Genomic DNA, 21,890 nt, shown 5'->3' with positions numbered 1-21,890 from the left:
AGCATAGCAGATTAATTGGAAATAACTGAAATCCAAGTTGTTTTCTGTAATAATTATTCAGATGAACGTGATCTGGCGGTGACATCCGCCGCAAATGTCGAACCAACAAGCGGGTCATTCCCCAAATATCGGAGCAATAATGGGCGTGTATTTTCTGGCCATCTTTGTCGCCATGCCGATCATCGAGATCGCCGTATTTATTCAGGCAGGCGAAGTCATCGGTCTGTGGCCGACCATTGGTGTGGTTATTCTGACCGCAATTCTTGGCACCACACTGATGCGTGCCCAGGGATTGCAAACGCTGGCCAAAGCACAAAGCCAGATGGATCAGGGTGAAATGCCCATCGGCGCGATGTTTGACGGGATTTGCATTCTGGTGGCCGGTGTGTTGCTCCTCACCCCGGGCTTTGTCACCGATACCATGGGCTTCCTGCTTCTGATCCCGCCGCTCCGTCAGGTTGTCGGCGCAAAACTGATCATGAAGCTGGTCCAGTCGGGCAATATCCGCACGAACTTTGGCGGCGGGGCGGGTGGCCCTGGTGGTGCTGGTCATCCGGGCGGCTCAGGCCGCACTGGCAGCGGTCAAAACTCCCGCCGTCCGGGCAGCGGACCGATCATTGATGGCGACTTCGAAGATGTCAGCCCCGATGATCACCCGTCATCATCAAATGACGACAAAAAGGACAGCAACGATCCTGATCAGGGTCCGCGCAATTTGCCCCCGCACAATTCATAAGAAAATCACACGACCAATCCCATAAGAACATGTTGCCTGTCATTTCCGGGCCATCGCCCGGTTTTGACATGGCAGCATCGATGATTGCCGGTAGAACCGCAGAACCGTGGGCTTTAGACGGCATCTGATTGGCTTGCCCGCATGGTTAAGACATGCTACCCCAGATCATCTGCCGCAGGGTTGCGGCGTCAGAAACAAGCATTTCAGCCGGTATTGTTCAATATCGAACGCCACATTTACACAAATTTGCGGTGTGCTCTGTCCTTCGGGCCTGAATGGCTTATTTCTGATCAAGACCGACTTTAATGGGAGCGAAACTTAATGGCCGAGAATACCACTGGTGCAGAGCAGGGCGGCGAACAGAAGCCCGCGGCAAATCCGATTACGATCCATACCCAGTACATCAAGGATCTTTCGTTTGAAAATCCGAATGCACCGGAAAGCGTTGCCCTTCAGCAGCAGCCAAAAATCAACATCGATGTCGATGTCGAAGCCCGCACCACCCAGGATCAGAAGCTTCATGAAGTGACCCTTAAAATCAACGTCAAAGCCGACGTTGCCGATAAGGTCGCCTTCATTGCCGAACTTCAGTATGGTGCTGTTGTGACGCTGAATGTCGAAGAACAGCACCGCCTGCCAGTTCTGATGATCGAAGTGCCGCGTCTTCTGTTCCCCTATGTGCGCAAAATCGTATCAGACCTGACCGCCGATGGGGGCTTCCCGCCGCTGATGATGCAGCAGATTGATTTTGCTGATCTTTTCCGCAAGAAATTCGCCAAACAGATGGACGGCCAGCCTGCGGGCAACGCCTGATCCTCTATTTGGTACGCTACCAAAACAAAGGCCGCCAAATTGGCGGCCTTTTTATTTTAATATCGTAATAAATAACCGCTGCCGACCGAACGTACCATGCCCAAAAGCGTGATCAGAACGGACGTGCGATGACCATAAAGACGATGATAACCATCAGGATCGTCGGAACTTCGTTGAAAATCCTGAAGAATTTCTGGGATTTGGTATTGGCATCGGCCTCAAACGCCCGGCGATAGCGCGCCAGCATCATGTGCGATACCGTCATCAGAACCACACAGAGCAATTTGACGTGGAACCAGCCTTCGGTCATTACACCGGCTGCATGGATCAAATAACCGCCAAAAATCCATGACGCGATCATCGCCGGATTCATGATGGCGCGCAACAAACGCCGTTCCATCACCTTGAATTTCTCACTGGCTTCCGAACCGGGTGCGACCTCGCAGTGATAGACATAAAGACGCGGCAAATAAAGCAGCCCCGCCATCCAGGCAATAATGCTGATGACATGCAGGGATTTGATAACGCTGTAACTGTCCATCTCTCTCTTCTCTGAATGACGTTTGCGGGTGGGATGGTTGTCGTAATCTTCGGGATACCAAAACCATATCAGCAAACAGGCCGGTTCCTAAGCGGTAACCGGCCTTATTTTTAACGATATCTGTGCTTATGCGCCGCCAGGTTGCTTGGCAACTGCACAGGAATGTTCGTCCGGGCACCACCAACCGCGCGTTTCAACCGTGTAATCATCCGATCCGTTTTGATCGAGTTCAACTTGCGTTTGTTTCACAACCGAAACCAACCCGTTAATGAACTTCGGATGTGAGCACACGGTGCGCACCCGTTCATAGATCGGTACCTGTTTCTCATGCGCCAGCTCGCCGTATTCGATATCAAGCTCAACCAGCGTTTCGGAATGCTCGGTGACAAAGGCAATCGGCACAATCACAAGCCCGACACCTTCTTTGCCGGCCCGCTCGATCTCGGTTTCGGTTGACGGACCAATCCATTCCATCGGCCCAACCCGGCTTTGATAGCAAACCTTCCAGTCGAGCCCTTCAATCGCGAGTTTCTCAACCACAGCAGCAGAGGTTTTTTCAATCTGCGACTGATAGGGATCACCACGTTTGGTGATCACCGCTTTGGGCACACCGTGGGCTGAGAACAACAGCCGTGGAGCGGCAATACCAAGTTTTTTGGCCTTGGCCACCGCCGTATCATAACCGGTTTTGATCATTTCGGCCGAGGCATCGATAAAGCCCGGATTGGTCGGATAACAGCACGCGGTTTTAATCGGCGCGCTTAGCCCCACATGATGACAGGCCCGTTTCCAGTCCTTGACCGACGATCCGCTGGTCGTGGTTGAAAACTGCGGATACAGCGGCAGCAGAATTTGTTCATCCGCGCCCCATGCCTTGACCTCGGCAGCCGTCTGATCGGCAAACGGCTTCCAATAGCGCATGGCAATGAAACACCGGTTTTCGTACTTGGTATCATCCTCATCAGCATTCAACGCCGCTTGAAGGGCATCTGCCTGTTCCTGGGTTAATTCCAGAAGTGGTGATTTACCGCCAATATGGGCATAGATTTCCTGTGCGACCGGTGCACGGCGATGTGAAATCAATTTGGCCAGCAGATAGCGAAACGGATTTGGCAGGCTGATAATCGCCGGGTCATTGAACAGATTGAACAAAAACGGCTCGACCGCTTCCGGGCTGTCCGGCCCACCGAGATTGAAAAGAACAATAGCGCGTTTCTTACGCGTCGTTTCGGACATTTGGCGTATCCTTCATGGCGTTTTGACCAGTTCCCGACAAACCGGAAGTCAATTGATGGATAAAACCCGCTCCGCTCCGGACCTATTCTGGTCAAACAAGCCGCGGACGCAACGGAATTAACCCACTATACGCATTGAATTTTCCAATCGATTTGATTGATTTCAAAAATCACAAAATAAAACGCAGTTATTTCAGTCCATTTATCGCCGGACGGCTGAAATAACTGCGTGCAGGTCTTATTGGCTGCGGATGAATTTCACCAGCTTATCAACATTATCGGGCGAGGTTTCCGGGGTAATGCCATGGCCAAGATTGAAAATAAACGGCCCGTTTTTCAGCGTTTCAAGGATACGGCGCGTTTCATCGATCATCTCATCACCGCCGGTAATCAAATACATCGGATCAAGGTTGCCCTGCACCGGACCAAGCTTCTGAAGGTTTTCCGCGACCCATTTCAACGGAACACCACTATCAAGCCCGACCGCAGTCACGCCTGTTTGTTGCTTGAAATCAATCATGTGCAATCCGGCACCACGCGGAAAGCCAATGATCGGCAAATCCGGATGAACGGCGCGCAAACTGGCGACAATCTTTTTGGTCGGCTCAATCACCCAGCGTTTAAAGCCGTTTTCCGACAAAACGCCACCCCAGGTTTCAAACAGCTGGATGCATTCCGCCCCGGCCTCAACCTGTTTGAGCAAATATTGCGTTGTTGCCTCAACCACAATATCAATCAGCTGATCAAACCCTTTGGGATCGCCATAGGCAAACCGACGGATATTGGCAAAATCCTTACTGCCTTTGCCTTCGACCATATAGGTTGCCACAGTCCACGGACCTCCTGCGAACCCAATGAGGGCTGTATGGTCGGGAATGGCGTCAGACAGCTTTGAAACGGTCTCATAGATGGGTCCAAGCGATGAATGAATGCCATCAATCGACAATCTGCCAAGGCCTGAAGCATCACGGATGGGCTCAAGCTGTGGGCCTTCACCCTGCTTGAAGGCCAAATGCTGTCCAAGTGCCTTCGGAATAACGAGGATATCGGAGAACAGAATTGCCGCATCGAAGTCATAGCGCCGAAGGGGCTGCAACGTGACTTCGCAGGCAAGATCAGGATTGTAGCAAAGATCAAGGAACGACCCTGCCTCGGCACGTGTCGCACGGTATTCCGGAAGATAGCGACCGGCTTGGCGCATCAGCCAGATGGGTGGCACCGGCAGTGTTTCACCATTCAGGGCACGCAAGAAAGTCTTATTCGAATTGGGCATCTGGTTTCCTGTTTCTCTGTCCCGATCGGTTTTTATCGCTGACCAATGCCTGACCCCCGGGCTCAGTGCCCGTGGCTCAGAATTTGATCTTCTGACCCCGTTAATTTTGTCCTGTGGCCTTGGCCGGGACGTTTTCCACGTTCTGCCTACCAAACCCTTATTTAATTAAAAAGGATGTTGTTTGTAGGTGGATACCTGTGGATAACAGGGATTAAATTTAACGCACAGTTTATTCACAATTCGACTCGGGAAAAATGATCCATCTCAAGCGGTCTTGGGGAAAACTGGGGACGACTCCGAACAACTCCCAGACTCTGCCTTGGGATAAGCCCGTTTTGAAGAGTGGGGATAACGTGGATAAAGCTGGTTTTTGCCTCTTTATCCCTGCTATTACGGGAAAAAATAATCAGTTATCCCGCTCGGGACAGAGGGTATGAGAAACTTTGTATGACGGGGAGGATAAATCCTGTGGAAAAAATGGACCCGGAGTCGCACCCGTTATCCACATTAATCCACAGGGGCGACTCCGCACCCCTAACCCCGGGTTGGACGAATATGCCTTATCCATCCGTCTAGTGATCGAAATATCGAACACCTAAAATAAAGAGTGCAAAAATCGCTTGGGCGGCAAAAAGTGGATAACTACGTGCTTGCATCGCTAAAAATCGCCAAAAGACGGATGGGCCATGGCCGAAACAGATAAAATTTTCCATCTTCATCTGGTTTCCGATTCCACCGGCGAAACGGTTGACGGGGTGGCACGCGCCTGTATTGCCCAGTTTCCTGATGTCCGGGCCCATGAACATGTCTGGTCGCTGATCAGAACCGACGCCCAGCTGGCGCGCGTCTTGGCCGATATTGAACGCAATCCGGGCATTGTCCTTTACACCGTGTTTGACAGTGAAATCCGCCGCAAACTCGAAGAAGGCTGTCGTCGGTTACAAGTTCCGCACAGCCACGTTCTTGATAATACCGTGACCATGATGGCCGGTTATTTGGGCCAGCAATCGCGTGGCCGCACGGGCGCACTTCATAAAATGGACGAGGAATATTTCAGCCGGATCGAGGCCATCGACTACACCCTGTCGCATGATGACGGGCAGTCTGGCTGGGATCTGGAAGAAGCCGATGTGGTGATTGTTGGTGTTTCGCGCACGTCAAAAACCCCGACCTCGGTCTATCTGGCCAATCGCGGCATCAAAACCGCCAATATCCCGTTTGTGCCTGGCTGTCCGTTGCCGCCCGATCTTGATCAGCTTAAAAAGCCGCTGATTGTTGGTTTGATCAAGGATGTCGATCAGCTGGTTTCGATCCGTAAAAACCGCCTGCGCCAAATCGACCGCGGCGAGGGCGGGGATTATGTCGACCCGGTTGCCGTGCGTGACGAAGTCCATCAGGCGCGGCGCTATTTTACCGATCGCAGTTGGAAGATTATCAATGTCACCCGCCGCTCCATTGAGGAAACGGCGGCCATGATCATGGCAACCATGTATGACCGGCGCGGTCATTAGAAAACCTGCTTTGATCCGAAACTCTAGATCCGGACGCTCTATATAGAGTGACGCAAAATTCTTGAATTTGGGAAGTACCGCATGAACCACCGCCTCATTCTGGCCTCCAGCAGCAAAACCCGCCACGCCATGCTTAAAAATGCCGGGGTCGATTGCGATGCCATTGCCTCGATGATTGACGAGGAAGGCTATAAACAATCCATGAAGGCCGAGGGTGCAAATGCGGCCGAAGCCGCCGAAACACTGGCGGAAATGAAGGCGCTGCGCATGTATCGCCAGCAACCCGATGGCATTGTCATTGCCGCTGATCAGATGCTCGAATGCAATGGCATCTGGTTTGATAAGCCCAAAGACCGCGACAATACCCGCGCACAGCTTCTGGCCCTGCGCGGTAAAACCCATCAATTGGTCTCAGCCGCCGTTATATATAAAGAAGGCTCACGCATCTGGGGCACGATTGATACCGCCCATCTGACCATGCGCAATTTCACCGAAGAATGGCTTGATTGGTATCTTGATGCCGCGGGCGAGGACATCTTTGACTGTGTTGGCGGTTATCAGCTTGAAGGCATCGGTGCCCAGCTGTTTACCGAGGTGCGCGGTGATTACTTTACCGTTCTGGGCTTGCCACTCTTGCCCTTGATCGGGTTTTTGCGTGATCATGGTGTGCTGAAAGCTTAATAATAGCAGTGGCATAGAATAAAAAACCAACTGGCAGGAACTCCACGCTCATGACATCACGCATTCCTTATCGCACCCTTTCGGGCAATTCGCGTCTGGCCGGTGTCATGGGCTGGCCCGTCTCGCATTCAAAATCGCCGCGTTTGCATGGCTACTGGCTGGCGAAATACGGCATTGATGGCAGTTATATGCCGCTGCCCGTTGAGCCGAAAAACTTTCAGGCCGCGTTGAATTCCCTGCGCAATCTTGGTTTTTCCGGGGTCAATGTCACCATTCCGCAAAAGGAAATGGCGATGCCCGAATGTGATGAATTGTCCGAACGCGCCCGGCGCATCGGGGCGGTCAATACCGTCACCTTTGCCAAGGATGGCCGGATGTTGGGCGATAACACCGACGGGTTCGGTTTTATCGAAAACCTGCGTCAGGAAGCCCCCGATACCGCATTTTGTTCTGGCCCGGCGGTGGTGCTGGGGGCCGGCGGGGCGTCGCGGGCGGTGTTGGTCGCCCTGCTTGATGAAGGCAGCCCGGAAATCCGCATTGCCAACCGGACCCGTAAACGGGCTGATGATTTGGCCGCAGAAATCAACGATCCGCGTATTACCGTGATCGATTGGCCGGTCGCGCCGACCGCATTGGAAAACGCATCGCTTGTCGTCAATACCACAAGCCTTGGCATGGTGGGCCAACCTGCCCTTGAAATTGATCTGACCGGATTGCCACCATCTGCCCTTGTCACTGATATTGTCTATGCGCCGCTGATGACCGATTTGCTGATGCAGGCCAAAAAACGCGGCAACCCGATTGTCGATGGTCTGGGCATGTTGCTCCATCAGGCCCGGCCGGGCTTCCATCGCTGGTTTGGCATTGATCCTGAAGTGACACAGGAACTACGCGACTTTGTCTTATCGCCTGATTAAGCATTCAAGGGTAATCTTATTATGATAATAATGGGGCTTACCGGGTCCATCGGGATGGGAAAATCAACCGCGGCCGGGATGTTTCGCTATCTCGGTGTGCCGGTCCATGACGCTGATGCCACCAGCCATGATTTGATGGCACCAAAGGGTGCGGCTTTTGATCTGATTGCCCAAGCTTTTCCGGGTATCATCCACAATGGCCAAATCGACCGAAAGCTCCTCAGCAAAAAGGCCTTTGCCGATCCGGGTGTTTTGCGCACCCTGGAAAAAATCCTTCATCCCTTGATCCGGGCCGCTGAAATCCGGTTTTTGCATCAACAACGATCCCTTGGCCGCCACCTTGTGGTGCTTGATATCCCGCTTCTGTTTGAAACCGGCGGGCAAAACCGCTGTGATCTCGTAGCGGTAGTATCGGCTCCAGCATTCATTCAACGCCAGCGTGTCATGCGTCGAGAAGGGATGACGCCGGGCAAATTTTCCGCCATCCTGTCAAAACAGATGCCCGATTTTGAAAAACGAAGGCGCGCTGATTTTATCATCCCGACAGGGCTGGGGCGTGCCGTGACGTTTGACCATATTTGCGCGATTTGTGCCCAATTTTAGTGACCCTCTATGACCATCGGACCCTGATACATGCGTGAAATCGTCCTCGATACCGAAACCACCGGCCTTGACCCGTATTCCGACCATCGTTTGGTGGAAATTGGCTGTATCGAACTGATCAATCACATGCCCACCGGGCGCCAGTATCACCAGTATATCAACCCGCAACGCCCGATGCCCAAAGAAGCCTTCGACGTGCACGGGCTTGGCGATGATTTCCTGAAAGACCAGCCGGTCTTTGCCGAGGTTGCCGATGATTTCATCGAGTTCATTGGCGATGATTCGGTCCTGGTCATTCACAATGCGCCCTTTGATATGAAGTTCCTCAATGCGGAACTTGGCTGGTTGAACAAACCCAAAATTCCGATGGACCGTGCGCTTGATACCGTGCAAATGGCGCGCAAGAAATTCCCCGGCTCCCCGGTCAGCCTTGATGCGCTGTGTCGCCGGTTCAAGATTGATAACTCCAACCGGACCCTGCACGGCGCACTGCTTGATTCCGATCTTCTGGCGGTGGTCTATCTTGAACTTCTGGGCGGGCGTCAGCACGGCCTGTCGCTTGATCCCAATGCGCGCGGCGATGATGAAGACGGCGCAGAACGCATTCTGGGGCCAAAGGAAAATCGTCTGGAACCACGCCCCCATGTCATCAGTGACACTGAACTTGCCGCCCATCAGGCCTATATCGAAAGCAAGGTTATCGATGCGGTCTGGCTAAAAACAAAAGAGGCGTGATATGATTAATCGCTTTTCACGGTGGGCAATCCGGTCGAACGGATGGTGTTGGTATCGTGGAAAGGCTGTTTTTACGTCTCTGTGTGTTCTGGCGGTTTTAAATCCAGCCATCGCCACCGCTGAAGATGATCCGTTGGGCAATCCCGTGTCGGGGTTTGACGGAACCTATAAAATCCATCTGTCTGAAAACCCCAAAATCAGATCGTCGGGCCGTCCCGAACCTGGTTATTTTGACAGTCTTGTCATTGAAGTTTTCAAAAAGGCCGGAATCCCCAGCCAGCTGGTCGCGCAAGTCCCGTGGAAACGGGTGATGGAACTGGCGACCAAAGAACCCGGTCACGTCATTTATCCCACCACACGCACAGAATCACGCGAAGACGCCTTTAACTGGGTCGGCCCGATCAGCCGGACAATCTGGAACTTATACGGGATTTCGACCAAAAACTGGGGCGATCTGGGGTTTGAACGGGTGTTGAGTGAAGCCCGGATCGGTGTGTTGTTGGGATCAGCCCGGCAAGGATATCTGCAGCAACGCGGTGCGGCGCAATTGATCATGGTCCCGCGTGAAGAATTACTGTTGCCGATGTTGCTGGCCGATCGGGTTGATCTGATTGCCATTGGCGGCAATATTTTGCGTCATTATATTGACGCCATCGACATCAGTGACACGCCCGGAAAACTGCCAAAGATTGACGGGGCTTTGGCCTATCGCAGTTGTTATCTCTATGCCGCCGTCAGTGGTGATGTGCCAGACCGCGACATTCAAAAACTGCAACAACAGCTTGATGATTTCAAACGCGATGGATTTTTCGTTGAAAACCGCCGCAATCACGGCCTGTCGACCAATCAGTCAGGGTCGTTCCTAAGTGCCATGCTCGATCTCGATAATAACGGTGTCAGCTGTGTCGATCTGAACGGCGATGGCGACGACGACTAGACCGCCAATTTGGGTCCGTCCTGTTTGACTAAAAATCTTCAAACAGGCGTGGTATCAGCACGCGAAAGGCTTTATGCCTTTGCAAACTGATACCGGGTCTGAGGCGGTTTTCAATTCAAACCCCTTTGGCTTATGGCCCTTTATCCTGTAACAGGCAGCGTATTTTCTTGAAAACCATGGGGTTTTTGCGGGAAAATTGCGCCGGACGCAGGAATGGGCACAGCAATGGGCACAGCAATGGGCCGCAGCCCAGAGCGCACTAAGGTTAATCGATCTGGTCCGATGACACAGAAAAAGACGCAGAAACGACGCCGTGCCGTCAATGAAGAGGAAAAGGCCCTGTGGGAGGTCTTTACCCGTGACGTCAAACCGTTGCGCAGTAAAAAGCGCAAAGGCGGCGATGCCGTGTTTGATCCTGATGACGACGGCCATATGAGCGATACCGCCATCCCGCTGCCCGACAGTCTTGCCGACAACCTGCAAAAATCCGAAGAAAACCGTGCTGTGCGCAATTTGCCCTCGGCGCGCAATGCTGATCGTGGCCCGCAGGTCAAAAACCGTAAGCTGGAAGATCTTAAACCCGGTGTGACCGACGGGATTGACCGCTCCACCGCCAATAAGTTCCAAAAAGGCAAAATGAGCATCGATGGCCGCATCGATCTGCATGGCATGACACAGGAAGTCGCCCACAATGCGCTCAATTCCTTTATCGAAGACAGCTGGCGGGCGGGAAAACGTTGTGTGCTGGTGATCACCGGCAAGGGATCGCGCCCCGATGAATATGGCCGTACGGGGCTTTTGCGGTCGCGCACCCCGCAATGGCTCAGCGCCCCGCGCCTGCGCACCCGCATTCTTGCCATCCATCAGGCCCAGATTCAGCACGGCGGGGCCGGGGCCTTTTATGTTTTGTTGAAACGGAGACGCCCGTGACACCTTTTGGCAACCGCATCAGGGAATTACGGGCCCGCAACGATGTTACCCTGACCGATATGGCAAGCGCATTGCAGCTCTCACCAGCTTATCTTTCCGCCCTTGAACATGGCCATCGCGGCCGGCCCAGCCCCGGTCTGGTGCAACAGATTTGCGGCTATTTCAATCTGGTCTGGGATGAGGTTGACGATATCAAACGTCTGGCTCAGCTTTCGCACCCGAAAATCACCGTCGATACCGCCGGGCTTGAGCCAGAAGCCACCGAACTTGCCAATCTGTTGTCTGAACGGATCGCAGGATTAAGTGACGATCAGTTGTCGCGCATGCTCGACATTGTCCGCGAACGACCATCCTAAGGGCTTTAGGGCAGGGAAACTCAAACCGATCCGATGCTGGACCAAATGCCGGACAAATTTACTGTTCTGGTTGAGGCATTTTGACACGTTTTATGACCCTAAAACCGCAAGTTGGTTACAGAATTGTGTTTTTTGTGCATCAGAGGCCCTAAAATAGCAACATGGCGCGAAACACGGTTTGACTATTGTGATTATCGCGGTTATCAATCGGGGGTGTTTCGATCCAGAAACATGAAAAAACCCTGCCTTTATGCAACTACAAGGTTTCGAACCGTCCGCACGCCCCAGCATTTGCCTGAGTGCCTTGCCCGACGGTCAACCGCACATCCTATCCTATCCCATTGACGTCTTCGCCCTTCCGGCAACCACAGATCATTAAACGCACATATGCATCTTCAAGACCTTAAAAAGAAATCACCGACCGAGCTGCTTGCTCTGTCCGATGAACTTGAAATCGAAAATGCCAGCACACTCCGTAAACAGGAGTTGATGTTCGCCATTCTCAAACAGTTGGCCGAGAACGACCACGCCATTTTTGGTCTGGGTGTTCTTGAAGTGCTGCCGGATGGCTTTGGCTTTTTGCGGAGTCCCGAGGCAAACTACCTTGCCGGACCCGACGATATTTACGTCTCCCCCAGTCAGGTGCGCCGCTTTAGCCTGCGTACCGGTGACACGGTGGAAGGCCAGATCCGCTCGCCCAAAGAAGGCGAGAGGTATTTCGCGCTGCTCAAAGTTGACAAGGTCAACTTTGACGCGCCCGAAAAAGTCCGTCAGCGCGTTAACTTTGATAACCTGACCCCGCTGTATCCTGACGAGCCGCTCAAGATGGAGCGGACCATCGATCAGGAAGGCAACAAGGACACCACCAACCGGGTGATCGAACTTGTTGCCCCGCTTGGTAAAGGTCAGCGTGCCCTGATCGTGGCACCGCCCCGGACCGGTAAGACCGTGATGCTGCAAAATATTGCGCACGCGATCGAGGAAAACCACCCCGAGGCCTATCTGATCGTTCTTCTGATTGATGAACGCCCAGAAGAAGTCACCGACATGGACCGCTCGGTCAAAGGTGAAGTCATCAGCTCGACCTTTGATGAACCGGCACAGCGTCACGTTCAGGTCACCGAAATGGTGCTTGAAAAGGCCAAACGCCTCGTCGAACACAAGCATGATGTCGTCATTCTGCTCGATTCAATCACCCGTCTGGCGCGTGCGTATAACACCGTCGTGCCAAGCTCGGGCAAGGTGCTGACCGGGGGTGTTGATGCCAACGCGCTGCAACGTCCAAAACGCTTCTTTGGTGCGGCCCGTAACATCGAAGAAGGCGGCTCGCTGACCATCATCGCGACCGCCCTGATCGATACCGGCTCGCGCATGGATGAGGTCATCTTTGAAGAATTCAAAGGGACCGGTAACTCCGAGCTTATCCTGGACCGTAAACTGTCTGACAAACGTATCTTCCCGTCGATTGATATCCTTAAATCGGGTACCCGTAAGGAAGAACTGCTGGTTGACAAATCGGTCCTGTCGAAAATGTGGGTTCTGCGCCGTATCCTCAACCCGATGGGGCCACAGGACGCGATGGAATTCCTTTTGGGCAAGCTCAAAACAACCAAAAGCAACGACGATTTCTTCGATTCCATGAACGGCTAGGCCAACCCTTTGGTTCTAAACCGCGATGTGATAATCGTCTGATGATTAAACGGGGCCTTTCGGGGCCCCGTTTTTTGTTGCCTGACGCATATGATGGTCATTGTTTCACATGAAACAGTATGGCTTGAATTCTGCTTTCCCGCGATCATACTGCTATCTATAGGTCCTGAGCCTAAGTGTTCCGGGTGGGAGTTAACGGATGAATGGTGTCGAAATTGCCACGGTCATGTTTGGTATTGCGCTGACGCAGATATCACCGGGGCCGAACATGATGGCGGTGTCTTCTGCTGCGCTGTCGGGTGGGCGGCGGCCCGGTTTGCTGAGTGCGGCGGGCATTGCGACGGGCGTGTTCATATGGTCGATCCTGTTTGCCTTTGGCATCGGTGCTGTCATTGATGCTTTCCCGCAAACATTGACCGCGATGAAACTGCTTGGCGGGGCTTATTTTCTGTATCTTGCCCTGAAATCCCTGCGGGCCTGCCTGAAACACAGAAATGGCCTGCAACAGGGGTCATCTGCCGGTCAAACCGCGCAGCGGTCGGGGCTTGATGCCTATCGCACCGGACTTCTTGTGGTGTTGACCAATCCCAAGGCAGCACTGATGTGGGTGGCGGTATCGATGTTTCTGGCCACGACACACGGGGCACACGCCGCACTGGTTCTGATTGGGGTGATGGCGGCGATGTCGGCAATGGTGATTTATGGCACCTATGCCGTACTGTTTTCGACTGGCGTTGCCGTTCGGGCCTATCAGCGGTTTTTCCGAACAATTGATGGCCTGTTCGGTGCGGTTTTCGGGGTGATTGGCGGACGTCTTTTGATCGATGGCCTGCGCGATTTGCGCAATTAGGGTCAGATCCTCGACAGGCTTTACATCAGCACCAGTGTCACCTCGGCCCCATATCCGTCCAGCCGTTGCTGCTCGACCGTCGCATCGCCGGGATCGATGTTAAGTTTACCATCGCCCAGACGAATGCCGATATGGTGCGGGCCATAGCACAGGGTAATCGCCAGCTCATCACTGGTTTCAAGGGTGCAGGTCGCGCTGTCCCCACCGGCTAAATGATGGGGCGGGGCACTGTCCCAACCGGTTTGGGGCGCCAGACTGGTCAGACTAAGTGCCTGTTTGGCATTGCCATTGCGCAAGGTCAATTTCAGTTGCATGGCATGGGACATGGCGGGCCTCCTTGGTCGGGACGTTGGTGAACCGGGGCATAATCCCTATGTAGGAATTGATTTTCCGATCCGATAGGGGATCAATGCTTGAAACCCGCCAACAGCCATGTGATTCTGATGGTCTTGATTCACGACGGTTGCGAGCTTGATGCAGCTTTTACTTAAATCTGTTGATTTTGCCGCCCGCGCGCACCGCGATCAGCGGCGCAAAGGCCCGGCAGAAGAACCCTATATCAACCACCCGATTGAGGTTTCGCGCCTGATTGTCGAATGCGAACCACACACGCATGAAGACATCCTCTGTGCCGCCATCCTGCATGACGTGATCGAGGATTGCGGCGCGACCCGCGATGAAATTGCCGCCTGTTTCAATGATACGGTCGCCGATATCGTGCTGGAAGTCAGCGATGACAAGGCCTTGCCCCGTGATGAGCGTAAAGCACAGCAGATCGAAACTGCCCCCGACCTGACCGAGGCGGCCAAACTGGTCCGCCTTGCCGATAAGGTTGCCAATGTCGGGGCGATGTTGACCGACACCCCGATTGGCTGGGACGAGGACCAAATCCTTGCCTATGTCACTTGGGCCGAGGCGGTTGTCGCCCCATGCCGTGTGGTCAGTGACAATCTGTCAGAACGCTTTGACGCGATTGCGCGCGATGTCCGGGCCTTCCACACCCCCGAAGAACAACAAAAGGCAGAAGCCGGAGTTTAATCCAGCCTCTGCCTTTATTTAAACCTAAGACTATATATCTGATCTTAGATAACTATTTTATACTGTAAAGACAATCGATCCGTTGGTTTTACGGCCTTCAAGATCATCATGCGCCTGTTTGGCATCTGCCAACGGATAGGTCGCTGTAATGTCGATTTTGACCGCGCCGGATTTCAGCACATCAAACAGATCATTGGCCGTGGCCAGCAATTCTTCGCGCGTCGCGGTATAGTGGAAGATGCTGGGTCGGGTCAGGAAATAGGCACCGGGAGCCAGCGCCTTGATCGGCACGGGTGGGACAGGCCCGGATGACTGACCAAAAGTAACCATCATGCCCAGCCGTTTCAGGCATTTAAGCGAATCATCGAATGTGTCTTTCCCGACCGAATCGTAAACAACTTCAACGCCTTGACCCTTGGTGATTTCCATCACCCGTTCGGACACCACTTCATCGCGATACAGGATCGGGTAATCACAGCCCTTTGCCTTGGCAATCTCGGCCTTTTCGGGCGATCCAACCGTGCCAATCACGGTCGCACTCAGATGCTTGGCCCACTGACAGACAATCTGGCCAACACCGCCAGCGGCGGCATGGATCAAAATGGTGTCGCCCTTTTTAACGGTGTAGGTCCGGCGCAAAAGATACTGTGCGGTCATGCCTTGGAGCATGGCGGCCGCGGCCAGTTCAAAACTGACATCATCGGGAATTTTGACCAGCCCCTTGGCCGGCATGACGCGGGCCTCGGCATAGGCACCAAGCGGCTGCGCGGCATAGGCCACCCGATCCCCAACCGCCAAGTCCGTAACCCCGGCGCCAACCGCCTCGATCACACCAGCCCCCTCAAGCCCAAGCCCGGATGGCAGGGACGGAGCCGGATAGACCCCGGAGCGGAAATAAATATCGATATAGTTCAGGCCAACGGCCTTCTGCGCCAGGCGGACTTCACCTTCGCCCGGTGCGCCAACCTCGACGTCTTCAAAGCGCAGCACATCACTGCCGCCGACCTCATAAAAGCGGAATGCTTTGGTCATTTAAGACCTCCCGTTATCTGTTCGCGTTCTGTGAACGTCTGTTGCGTCAATGGGGCGAGTGTAGGTCAGATGTCATTGATTTGCAGCAGGGGATTACGCCGAACTGTTGTGCAGTGATGCAGACGACAACGGGCTCGCGCCAGACAACTGAAAATGTCGGTGGCTACTTTGCGGGCTCCTGACTCATCCTGTCATGAGCCTCTGCTAAGCTTCTTTGCAATAGGTTTTGCTCTTGATGAGCATTAACCTATGCGTTGTCGGGTATAATCTGGTCTTAAACGGGGAGTTTTATGATGTCTGTAATCAGTCACATCACATTGGGAACAAACGATAAATCGCGTTCTAAAGCCTTTTATGACGCCGCTCTGGGCGCCATCGGCTTTAAACGCGTGCCCAAGCCCGCTGAAAAGCCGCTGGCGTATGACCGTGACGGCCAAATGCCGACCATTTATATCTATACGCCCGAGGACGGCCGCCCGGCGACTTGGGGCAATGGCACCCATGTCGCCTTTACCGCCGACACCCGCCAACAGGTCGATGCCTTTCACGCCGCTGCCATGCAAAATGGTGGGATGGACGAAGGCCAACCGGGATTGCGCAGCCATTATGGCCCGAATTACTATGCGGCCTATGTCCGTGATCCCGATGGCAATAAATTACAGGCAGTCTGTTACGCCAGCGGTGACACGGCATAAAGCTGGAGCCGGGCATCTGTGCAACGATTAGGCGGTACCGGATTAAAGATCAAAACTGCCCTGATCATCGCCAAGCGGAAGGTCAACACCTTCGATCTTTAAAAGTGCCCGCTTGGTTTCAAGCCCACCATCGCCGGAATAGCCGCCCGGCTTGTCGCCCGATGCCAAAACCCGGTGGCAGGGAATGATGATCGGGATCGGGTTAAGCCCGCAGGCCGTGCCAACCGATTGAAATGCCTTGGGCGATCCGGCGGCAGTGGCAAGGTCCTTATAGGTCGCGGTTTTTCCGGCCGGGATTTTGCACATGGCGTCCCAGACCGCCTTTTGGAAATCGGTGCCATCCGGGGCAAGCGGCAGATCAAAATCACCGCGTTTTCCGGCAAAATAGTCCGCAAGCTGCGCTTTGGCGTCTTTGAGAACCGGGCTTGTTTCCATCTCTTCGACAAAGCCCCAGTCGAGTGCGACGATCACCCCGTCAAATTCAAAGATGGTCAGCGGGCCAACCGGGCTGTTGATCGAAATCTGGGGCATGGTCTGTCGTGATCCTGTTAAAGACGGGCAGGGAATGTGCGGCGGTGGCGCATACCCTCTTGCCTGTCAAATCCGTGTATAAGTGCCTTATGCCGCCTTGGCCGGTAGGTCGGCAAGCAATTTGGTAAGGTCATCGGGCGTCGTCACCGGGGCGGAACAGACCGGCCCCTGACAGACATAGGCGGTTTCCTTGCCATCAATTGCGGTTTTGCCAGATGCCGGGTGACCGTCGGGCAGGGTATCGGTTTCTGACAGGATGGTGATCGCCCGGTTGGGCAGATAGGCGGCAAAGATCGTACGGCGCATCTCAAGATAAATCTGGCTGCGGTCCTTGGCAATCAGGACAATTTGCACCGGGTTTTGCAGCATTTCCGCGGCCAGAAGCAATCCCGGCATATTGGGGAACTGTTCGGTCAAACGTCCGCCAAAGGCCGACAGGGTGATTTCCGTGCGGTCGCGATAGGTGGTATCCCCGGTCAGCGCATAAAGCTTGGCCAAATTCTGCGCCATAATCGCATTGCCCGAGGGCACGGCGTTATCCATATGCGGTTTCTGACGGACAATCAGGTCTTTGGCATCCGAGGCCGACTGGAAATAGCCACCCTTGGCATCGGCAAACAGGGTTTCAACCGTGTCGCACCATGCAACCGCCTCACGCAGATAGGCATCCTCGCCAAAGCATTCAAACAGACGCAAAGCAGCCCGGATCATATGGGCGTAATCTTCTAACATCCCGGTATGTTGGGCTTTGCCATCGCGGTAGCTGTGCAGGAACCGGTCGCCGTCCGTCAGGGTGCTGGTGACGAAGTTATAGGCAAGCTTGGCGTAGTCAAGCCAATCGGCCCGCTTGAACGTCATGGCGGCTTCGGCCATGGCGGCAATTGTCATCGCGTTCCAGTCGGTCAGTGCCTTGTCATCCCAACCCGGACGGATGCGTTTGGCCCGTTCGGTCAGCAATATTTGGCGCAGGTTCGCCAGTTTTTCCTCGGTCGCCTCATCGGCAAGGCCCAAGCCCGACTGGGTGCGGTTGAGGATGGTATTGCCTTCCCAGTTGCCGTCTTTTGACACGTCATAGAATTTCTTGAACAACGCGGCGTCATCGCCCAGAAGCGCGTCAATTTCGGGCTCTGTCCAGACATAGAACTTGCCCTCAACCCCTTCGCTGTCGGCGTCCAGGCTGGCGGTAAAGGCGCCACCCGTGATGCGCATTTCGCGCAGGATCCAGGTGATGGTTTCTTCCACGCGCTTTGCATACAGCGGATTGGCATCGACCCGCCAGACATCGCACAGAAGATCAATCAGCTGCGCATTGTCATAAAGCATCTTTTCAAAATGCGGCACCAGCCACTGGTCATCCACCGCATAGCGGGCAAATCCGCCGCCCAGATGGTCATAAATGCCGCCCTGACACATGCGGTCAAGGCTGTGTTTGACGATGCGTTTAAGCTCATCATCGTTGCTGCGCACCCCGGTCCGCCAGATCAGCGACAATAGGCTGGGCTGCGGGAATTTCGGCGCACCGGTTGTGCCGCCATTTTTAGCATCCATGATCTGCAAGCAGCCATGCCCACAGCGATCAATCATTTCCAGGCTCGGAACGGCACCATTGGCCCCGCTGTTCATTTTTTGAAGGGCTTGGGAAATCTGCGTGACGTTGTGGCGAATATCTTCGGGCTTTTCGGCATAAAGCTTGGCGATGGTTTTAAGGACTTCGTCAAACCCCGGGCGGCCATAACGCGCGGTTTTGGGAAAATACGTCCCGCCCCAGAACGGCTCCCCATCCGGGGTCAAAAACATGGTCAGCGGCCAGCCGCCCTGTTGACCGAGTAACGCCAGCGCATTTTGATACACCGCATCCAGATCGGGGCGTTCTTCACGGTCAAGCTTGATGTTGACGAACAACTCATTCATCAGCCCGGCCATGTCATCATCTTCGAAACTTTCATGGGCCATGACATGGCACCAGTGACACGCCGCATAGCCGACAGACAGCAAGATCGGCTTGTTGGCGGCCTTGGCCGCAGCCAGAACCTCCGTGCTCCAGGGCTGCCAGTGCACCGGATTGTCTGCGTGCTGGCGCAGATAGGGGCTGGTTTCTGATCCAAGATTGTTTGTCGCGAGATCCATGTCATTTCCTGTGCCGCCAATCGGGTGGCCGGCGTTTGGTGGGCAGGTGCGAATCAGGTGGCGTTCATGATCCGTAACTCTTTGTTATGGTGTTTATCCTAAGGGTAGAACCATCATACTTAAAGGCCAACGGCGGTAATTCTTTGTCGGGTGACCCGATAAAGTGGTTTTTGCGGCGCGGATTTGCCGATTATGCCCGGTTATGCCCGATTATGATTGAGATGCCGCCGGGGCAAGTCATAATGATTGCGACCAGATAACAGAAAAGAACAAGGAGATCGGGGCGATGAAAGTAACCGTCGATATAGATTGCAGCCCGGAAGAACTGCGCACCTTCTTTGGCTTGCCAGATGTTCAGCCGATGCAACAGGCGATGATGAAAGAAATCGAAGACCGCATGAAAGCCAATCTTGCGGCGATGGATCCCGAAACCATGGTCAATACCTGGCTGCCTCAGGGCATGCAGAACTGGGATCAGATGCAAAAGGCATTCTGGGGTCAGTTCAACGCCGCCGGACAAGCCGGGCAGGGCGGAAAACCGGGCAAAAAAAGCGATAAGGACTAAGCAGATTGACGCGCGACGCACACTACTATCAGGCGCATGTTTTCGTCTGTCAGAATGAACGCCCCGCTGGGCATGAACGCGGATGTTGCAACTCCAAGGGTGCGACCAAACTGCGTAATTATATGAAGGTGCGCGCCAAGGAGCTTGGCCTGCCGATGACGCGGATCAACACCGCAGGGTGCCTTGATCGCTGTGAATTGGGGCCGGTGATGGTGATTTACCCCGAAGGCATCTGGTATCGCTATGACACCATGGAAGACATCGACACCATCCTGACCGATCATCTGATCGGCGGGCAGGTGGTCGAACGGTTGCGGCTTGCGGTGGATCAATGACGATCCTGACGTCGTCACGGTCCCGGGTTTCTAAGGTTTTGACCGCCAAATTTTCCGACACCGATTGCTGTGTCGTGACTCCTGAGCAGCCATCCTCTCAAACCGTCACTCCCGCGTAGCCGGGAGTCTATGGTGTTGCAAGCGCCGACCGCTTGTCTTCGTGCCTATGAGAACGCGGTCTGGATACCCGCGGTCGCGGGCATGACGGTGAAGGGAGAGGTAGAGGACGGGTTTTAACAGCTCTGGTTCTTCTGTTCCGGCCTTAAATCCCTGTTGGTAATTACAGGGATATGTTGACCTTTTGGTCTGTCTGACCGATATCGACAGCACAGATTGACCGATCGCGTTGCCACGCCATCACGCAGGCCGCAGCGGTTGCCACAGCCAAAACGACGGACAGATGATGATTGCACACCAAAACACCATTTTTGCCCTGTCATCCGGGGCCGGACGTGCCGGCGTTGCCGTCATCCGTCTTTCAGGCCCTGCGGCGGGCCAGACGCTCTGTGCGTTGCTGGGGCGCGATCACCTGCCCAAACCGCGCCACGCGGTCTATGCGCCGATCCGTGATCCGCAATCGGGCGAGCGGCTTGATGATGCGGTGGCGATCTATTTTTCTGGTCCGGCCAGCTTTACCGGCGAAGATGTGGTGGAACTGCATACCCATGGTGGGCGGGCTGTCATTGATGGGGTGCTTGACTGCCTGTCGCGCCAACCGGGCCTGCGGATTGCCGAACCGGGCGAATATACCAAGCGCGCCTTTGAAAACGGCAAGATGGACCTGACCGCCGCCGAAGGTATTGCTGATTTGATCGATGCCGAAACCGCCGCCCAGCGCCGTCAGGCCGTGCGCCAGATGGCCGGGGAGTTGGGCGCGCTTTATGAAGACTGGCGCGCACGCCTGATGAAGGCGCTGGCCCATATTGAGGCCGATATTGATTTCCCCGACGAAGATTTGCCCGACGGGATTGTGCCGGTGGTGCGCGGTGATTTGATCGCGGTGGGCGAGGCAATCACCCGCCATCTGGCCGATAATCGCCGGGGTGAACGCCTGCGCGAAGGGTTCCAGATTGTCATCCTTGGCGCGCCCAATGCCGGGAAATCAAGCTTGCTCAACCGTCTTGCCCAGCGTGATGCCGCCATTGTCTCAGAAATTGCCGGGACGACGCGCGACATGATCGAAGTCCATCTTGATCTGGGTGGGTTCCCGGTCACCATGGTTGATACCGCCGGCTTGCGCGAAAGTGGTGATGTGATCGAAACCGAAGGCGTGCGGCGTGCGACGGCACGGGCGGATAATGCCGATTTGCGCCTTGTGGTGATTGACCGCGACGACTGGCCGACCATTGATCCCGAAGCCGCCCGTTTGATTGATGGCAGCACCATATTGCTGATCAACAAGGTCGATGATCTTGCGGCCGATACCATTCCCAAGGTTTGGAACGGGACATCGGCGGGCGGGGCCAAGCTGGAGCTTCCCGTTTTGCCCATATCGGCCATGACCGGGCAGGGGATGGAAAGCCTCTTGCAACTGCTGGAGACTCGCGTAAAAGAAGGGCTCGATTTTGCCGGTCCCGTACCCCTGACACGGTTGCGGCACCGCCGGGCACTTGAAAGTGCCAGCGACCATCTGGATCGCGGAATGAAGACCGATATCGCCGAACTTGCTGCTGAGGATGTACGCCTCGCGGTGCGGGAAATCGGCAAGATTACCGGACGTGTCGATGTGGAAGACTTGCTTGATATTATCTTCGGCGACTTCTGTATCGGCAAATAGGATTACCAGAAAGTGTTTCACG

The 21,890-nt window shown here is 54.4% G+C and carries 24 protein-coding genes; 17 read left to right on the top strand and 7 right to left on the bottom strand.

Features of this window, described 5'->3' with window-relative positions; all coding sequences use genetic code 11:
* The first annotated feature begins 139 nt into the window (after positions 1-139).
* Both AC0VXT_RS20185 and secB read left to right on the top strand, forming a co-directional pair.
* The gene (locus AC0VXT_RS20185; protein WP_475546836.1) at positions 140-736 is read left to right on the top strand and encodes an FxsA family protein; all 597 of its coding nucleotides are present in this window, start codon (positions 140-142) and stop codon (positions 734-736) included.
* A 321-nt stretch (positions 737-1,057) separates the two neighbouring features.
* Complete coding sequence (secB, locus tag AC0VXT_RS20180; RefSeq protein WP_022733652.1) at positions 1,058-1,549, top strand: protein-export chaperone SecB; 492 nt, start codon at positions 1,058-1,060, stop codon at positions 1,547-1,549.
* Positions 1,550-1,661: 112 nt separating this feature from the next.
* Here secB and hemJ read toward each other — a convergent pair whose 3' ends face one another.
* From hemJ to hemE, 3 genes are all read right to left on the bottom strand, one after another.
* Positions 1,662-2,090, bottom strand: a complete 429-nt coding sequence (gene hemJ, locus AC0VXT_RS20175) for a protoporphyrinogen oxidase HemJ (protein ID WP_102783598.1) — start codon at positions 2,088-2,090, stop codon at positions 1,662-1,664.
* A gap of 126 nt (positions 2,091-2,216) precedes the next feature.
* Positions 2,217-3,326 (bottom strand): ferrochelatase, encoded by a 1,110-nt coding sequence (gene hemH / locus AC0VXT_RS20170; RefSeq protein ID WP_475546835.1) that lies wholly within the window; start codon positions 3,324-3,326, stop codon positions 2,217-2,219.
* A 237-nt stretch (positions 3,327-3,563) separates the two neighbouring features.
* On the bottom strand, positions 3,564-4,598 hold the full coding sequence (gene hemE, locus AC0VXT_RS20165) for a uroporphyrinogen decarboxylase (protein WP_276653310.1): 1,035 nt from the start codon (positions 4,596-4,598) through the stop codon (positions 3,564-3,566).
* A gap of 686 nt (positions 4,599-5,284) precedes the next feature.
* On the opposite strand from hemE, the gene AC0VXT_RS20160 reads away from it, so the two are divergent.
* The 10 genes from AC0VXT_RS20160 (at position 5,285) to AC0VXT_RS20115 (ending at position 13,768) form a co-directional block, all read left to right on the top strand.
* On the top strand, positions 5,285-6,109 hold the full coding sequence (locus tag AC0VXT_RS20160; protein WP_022733648.1) for a pyruvate, water dikinase regulatory protein: 825 nt from the start codon (positions 5,285-5,287) through the stop codon (positions 6,107-6,109).
* 81 nt (positions 6,110-6,190) lie between these two features.
* Positions 6,191-6,790, top strand: coding sequence for a Maf family protein (locus tag AC0VXT_RS20155; RefSeq protein WP_022733647.1), 600 nt, complete (start codon positions 6,191-6,193; stop codon positions 6,788-6,790).
* Between the two features lie 50 nt (positions 6,791-6,840).
* Positions 6,841-7,707, top strand: coding sequence for a shikimate dehydrogenase (locus tag AC0VXT_RS20150; protein WP_475546834.1), 867 nt, complete (start codon positions 6,841-6,843; stop codon positions 7,705-7,707).
* Between the two features lie 54 nt (positions 7,708-7,761).
* Positions 7,762-8,310 (top strand): dephospho-CoA kinase, encoded by a 549-nt coding sequence (gene coaE, locus AC0VXT_RS20145; RefSeq protein ID WP_475546833.1) that lies wholly within the window; start codon positions 7,762-7,764, stop codon positions 8,308-8,310.
* A 30-nt stretch (positions 8,311-8,340) separates the two neighbouring features.
* A complete protein-coding gene (gene dnaQ / locus AC0VXT_RS20140; RefSeq protein ID WP_475546832.1) occupies positions 8,341-9,045 on the top strand; it encodes a DNA polymerase III subunit epsilon in 705 nt (234 codons plus the stop codon).
* A 1-nt stretch (position 9,046) separates the two neighbouring features.
* The gene (locus AC0VXT_RS20135; protein WP_475546831.1) at positions 9,047-9,982 is read left to right on the top strand and encodes a substrate-binding periplasmic protein; all 936 of its coding nucleotides are present in this window, start codon (positions 9,047-9,049) and stop codon (positions 9,980-9,982) included.
* A 282-nt stretch (positions 9,983-10,264) separates the two neighbouring features.
* Positions 10,265-10,912, top strand: coding sequence for a Smr/MutS family protein (locus AC0VXT_RS20130; RefSeq protein WP_276653313.1), 648 nt, complete (start codon positions 10,265-10,267; stop codon positions 10,910-10,912).
* Positions 10,909-11,268 carry a helix-turn-helix domain-containing protein gene (locus AC0VXT_RS20125; protein ID WP_101301437.1) on the top strand — a complete coding sequence of 120 codons (360 nt, stop codon included), beginning with the start codon at positions 10,909-10,911 and terminating at the stop codon, positions 11,266-11,268. The genes AC0VXT_RS20130 and AC0VXT_RS20125 overlap by 4 nt, the downstream gene beginning before the upstream one ends.
* A 387-nt stretch (positions 11,269-11,655) precedes the next feature.
* A complete protein-coding gene (gene rho / locus AC0VXT_RS20120) occupies positions 11,656-12,918 on the top strand; it encodes a transcription termination factor Rho (RefSeq protein WP_101301439.1) in 1,263 nt (420 codons plus the stop codon).
* A 199-nt stretch (positions 12,919-13,117) separates the two neighbouring features.
* Complete coding sequence (locus AC0VXT_RS20115) at positions 13,118-13,768, top strand: LysE family translocator (protein ID WP_475546830.1); 651 nt, start codon at positions 13,118-13,120, stop codon at positions 13,766-13,768.
* 20 nt (positions 13,769-13,788) lie between these two features.
* Here AC0VXT_RS20115 and AC0VXT_RS20110 read toward each other — a convergent pair whose 3' ends face one another.
* Positions 13,789-14,094, bottom strand: coding sequence for a hypothetical protein (locus tag AC0VXT_RS20110; protein ID WP_475546829.1), 306 nt, complete (start codon positions 14,092-14,094; stop codon positions 13,789-13,791).
* 148 nt (positions 14,095-14,242) lie between these two features.
* On the opposite strand from AC0VXT_RS20110, the gene AC0VXT_RS20105 reads away from it, so the two are divergent.
* Positions 14,243-14,806 (top strand): HD domain-containing protein, encoded by a 564-nt coding sequence (locus AC0VXT_RS20105; RefSeq protein WP_028791745.1) that lies wholly within the window; start codon positions 14,243-14,245, stop codon positions 14,804-14,806.
* 57 nt (positions 14,807-14,863) lie between these two features.
* On the opposite strand, the gene AC0VXT_RS20100 is transcribed toward AC0VXT_RS20105, so the two are convergent.
* Positions 14,864-15,838: a quinone oxidoreductase family protein gene (locus AC0VXT_RS20100; protein WP_475546828.1), complete on the bottom strand. Its 975-nt coding sequence runs from the start codon at positions 15,836-15,838 to the stop codon at positions 14,864-14,866.
* 290 nt (positions 15,839-16,128) lie between these two features.
* Here AC0VXT_RS20100 and AC0VXT_RS20095 point away from each other — a divergent pair, with 290 nt between their 5' ends.
* A complete protein-coding gene (locus AC0VXT_RS20095) occupies positions 16,129-16,533 on the top strand; it encodes a VOC family protein (RefSeq protein ID WP_475546827.1) in 405 nt (134 codons plus the stop codon).
* Positions 16,534-16,575: 42 nt separating this feature from the next.
* Here the strand turns inward: AC0VXT_RS20095 and AC0VXT_RS20090 are convergent, their stop codons facing one another.
* Together AC0VXT_RS20090 and AC0VXT_RS20085 are read right to left on the bottom strand one after the other, a co-directional pair.
* Complete coding sequence (locus AC0VXT_RS20090; RefSeq protein ID WP_475546826.1) at positions 16,576-17,064, bottom strand: methylated-DNA--[protein]-cysteine S-methyltransferase; 489 nt, start codon at positions 17,062-17,064, stop codon at positions 16,576-16,578.
* Positions 17,065-17,151: 87 nt separating this feature from the next.
* Complete coding sequence (locus AC0VXT_RS20085; protein WP_475546825.1) at positions 17,152-19,191, bottom strand: thioredoxin domain-containing protein; 2,040 nt, start codon at positions 19,189-19,191, stop codon at positions 17,152-17,154.
* Between the two features lie 286 nt (positions 19,192-19,477).
* On the opposite strand from AC0VXT_RS20085, the gene AC0VXT_RS20080 reads away from it, so the two are divergent.
* The 3 genes from AC0VXT_RS20080 (at position 19,478) to mnmE (ending at position 21,868) form a co-directional block, all read left to right on the top strand.
* Positions 19,478-19,756 (top strand): DUF6489 family protein, encoded by a 279-nt coding sequence (locus AC0VXT_RS20080; RefSeq protein WP_101301449.1) that lies wholly within the window; start codon positions 19,478-19,480, stop codon positions 19,754-19,756.
* 5 nt (positions 19,757-19,761) lie between these two features.
* The gene (locus AC0VXT_RS20075) at positions 19,762-20,091 is read left to right on the top strand and encodes a (2Fe-2S) ferredoxin domain-containing protein (RefSeq protein WP_475546824.1); all 330 of its coding nucleotides are present in this window, start codon (positions 19,762-19,764) and stop codon (positions 20,089-20,091) included.
* Positions 20,092-20,494: 403 nt separating this feature from the next.
* Positions 20,495-21,868: a tRNA uridine-5-carboxymethylaminomethyl(34) synthesis GTPase MnmE gene (gene mnmE / locus AC0VXT_RS20070; RefSeq protein ID WP_475548605.1), complete on the top strand. Its 1,374-nt coding sequence runs from the start codon at positions 20,495-20,497 to the stop codon at positions 21,866-21,868.
* Positions 21,869-21,890: the final 22 nt, after the last annotated feature.

Source organism: Thalassospira sp. Z349TD_5 (assembly GCF_056173045.1).
This window is presented reverse-complemented; position numbering and strand designations above follow the sequence as displayed.

Coding starts and splice junctions, on each gene's coding strand:
- AC0VXT_RS20130 (WP_276653313.1), top strand. CDS start 10,265: ATGACACAGAAAAAGACGCAGAAACGACGCCGTGCCGTCAATGAAGAG.
- AC0VXT_RS20155 (WP_022733647.1), top strand. CDS start 6,191: ATGAACCACCGCCTCATTCTGGCCTCCAGCAGCAAAACCCGCCACGCC.
- secB (WP_022733652.1), top strand. CDS start 1,058: ATGGCCGAGAATACCACTGGTGCAGAGCAGGGCGGCGAACAGAAGCCC.
- AC0VXT_RS20185 (WP_475546836.1), top strand. CDS start 140: ATGGGCGTGTATTTTCTGGCCATCTTTGTCGCCATGCCGATCATCGAG.
- AC0VXT_RS20135 (WP_475546831.1), top strand. CDS start 9,047: ATGATTAATCGCTTTTCACGGTGGGCAATCCGGTCGAACGGATGGTGT.
- AC0VXT_RS20105 (WP_028791745.1), top strand. CDS start 14,243: ATGCAGCTTTTACTTAAATCTGTTGATTTTGCCGCCCGCGCGCACCGC.
- AC0VXT_RS20150 (WP_475546834.1), top strand. CDS start 6,841: ATGACATCACGCATTCCTTATCGCACCCTTTCGGGCAATTCGCGTCTG.
- dnaQ (WP_475546832.1), top strand. CDS start 8,341: ATGCGTGAAATCGTCCTCGATACCGAAACCACCGGCCTTGACCCGTAT.
- hemH (WP_475546835.1), bottom strand. CDS start 3,326: ATGTCCGAAACGACGCGTAAGAAACGCGCTATTGTTCTTTTCAATCTC.
- AC0VXT_RS20110 (WP_475546829.1), bottom strand. CDS start 14,094: ATGTCCCATGCCATGCAACTGAAATTGACCTTGCGCAATGGCAATGCC.
- mnmE (WP_475548605.1), top strand. CDS start 20,495: ATGATTGCACACCAAAACACCATTTTTGCCCTGTCATCCGGGGCCGGA.
- rho (WP_101301439.1), top strand. CDS start 11,656: ATGCATCTTCAAGACCTTAAAAAGAAATCACCGACCGAGCTGCTTGCT.
- coaE (WP_475546833.1), top strand. CDS start 7,762: ATGGGAAAATCAACCGCGGCCGGGATGTTTCGCTATCTCGGTGTGCCG.
- hemJ (WP_102783598.1), bottom strand. CDS start 2,090: ATGGACAGTTACAGCGTTATCAAATCCCTGCATGTCATCAGCATTATT.
- AC0VXT_RS20095 (WP_475546827.1), top strand. CDS start 16,129: ATGATGTCTGTAATCAGTCACATCACATTGGGAACAAACGATAAATCG.
- AC0VXT_RS20085 (WP_475546825.1), bottom strand. CDS start 19,191: ATGGATCTCGCGACAAACAATCTTGGATCAGAAACCAGCCCCTATCTG.
- AC0VXT_RS20115 (WP_475546830.1), top strand. CDS start 13,118: ATGAATGGTGTCGAAATTGCCACGGTCATGTTTGGTATTGCGCTGACG.
- AC0VXT_RS20100 (WP_475546828.1), bottom strand. CDS start 15,838: ATGACCAAAGCATTCCGCTTTTATGAGGTCGGCGGCAGTGATGTGCTG.
- AC0VXT_RS20160 (WP_022733648.1), top strand. CDS start 5,285: ATGGCCGAAACAGATAAAATTTTCCATCTTCATCTGGTTTCCGATTCC.
- AC0VXT_RS20080 (WP_101301449.1), top strand. CDS start 19,478: ATGAAAGTAACCGTCGATATAGATTGCAGCCCGGAAGAACTGCGCACC.
- hemE (WP_276653310.1), bottom strand. CDS start 4,598: ATGCCCAATTCGAATAAGACTTTCTTGCGTGCCCTGAATGGTGAAACA.
- AC0VXT_RS20090 (WP_475546826.1), bottom strand. CDS start 17,064: ATGCCCCAGATTTCGATCAACAGCCCGGTTGGCCCGCTGACCATCTTT.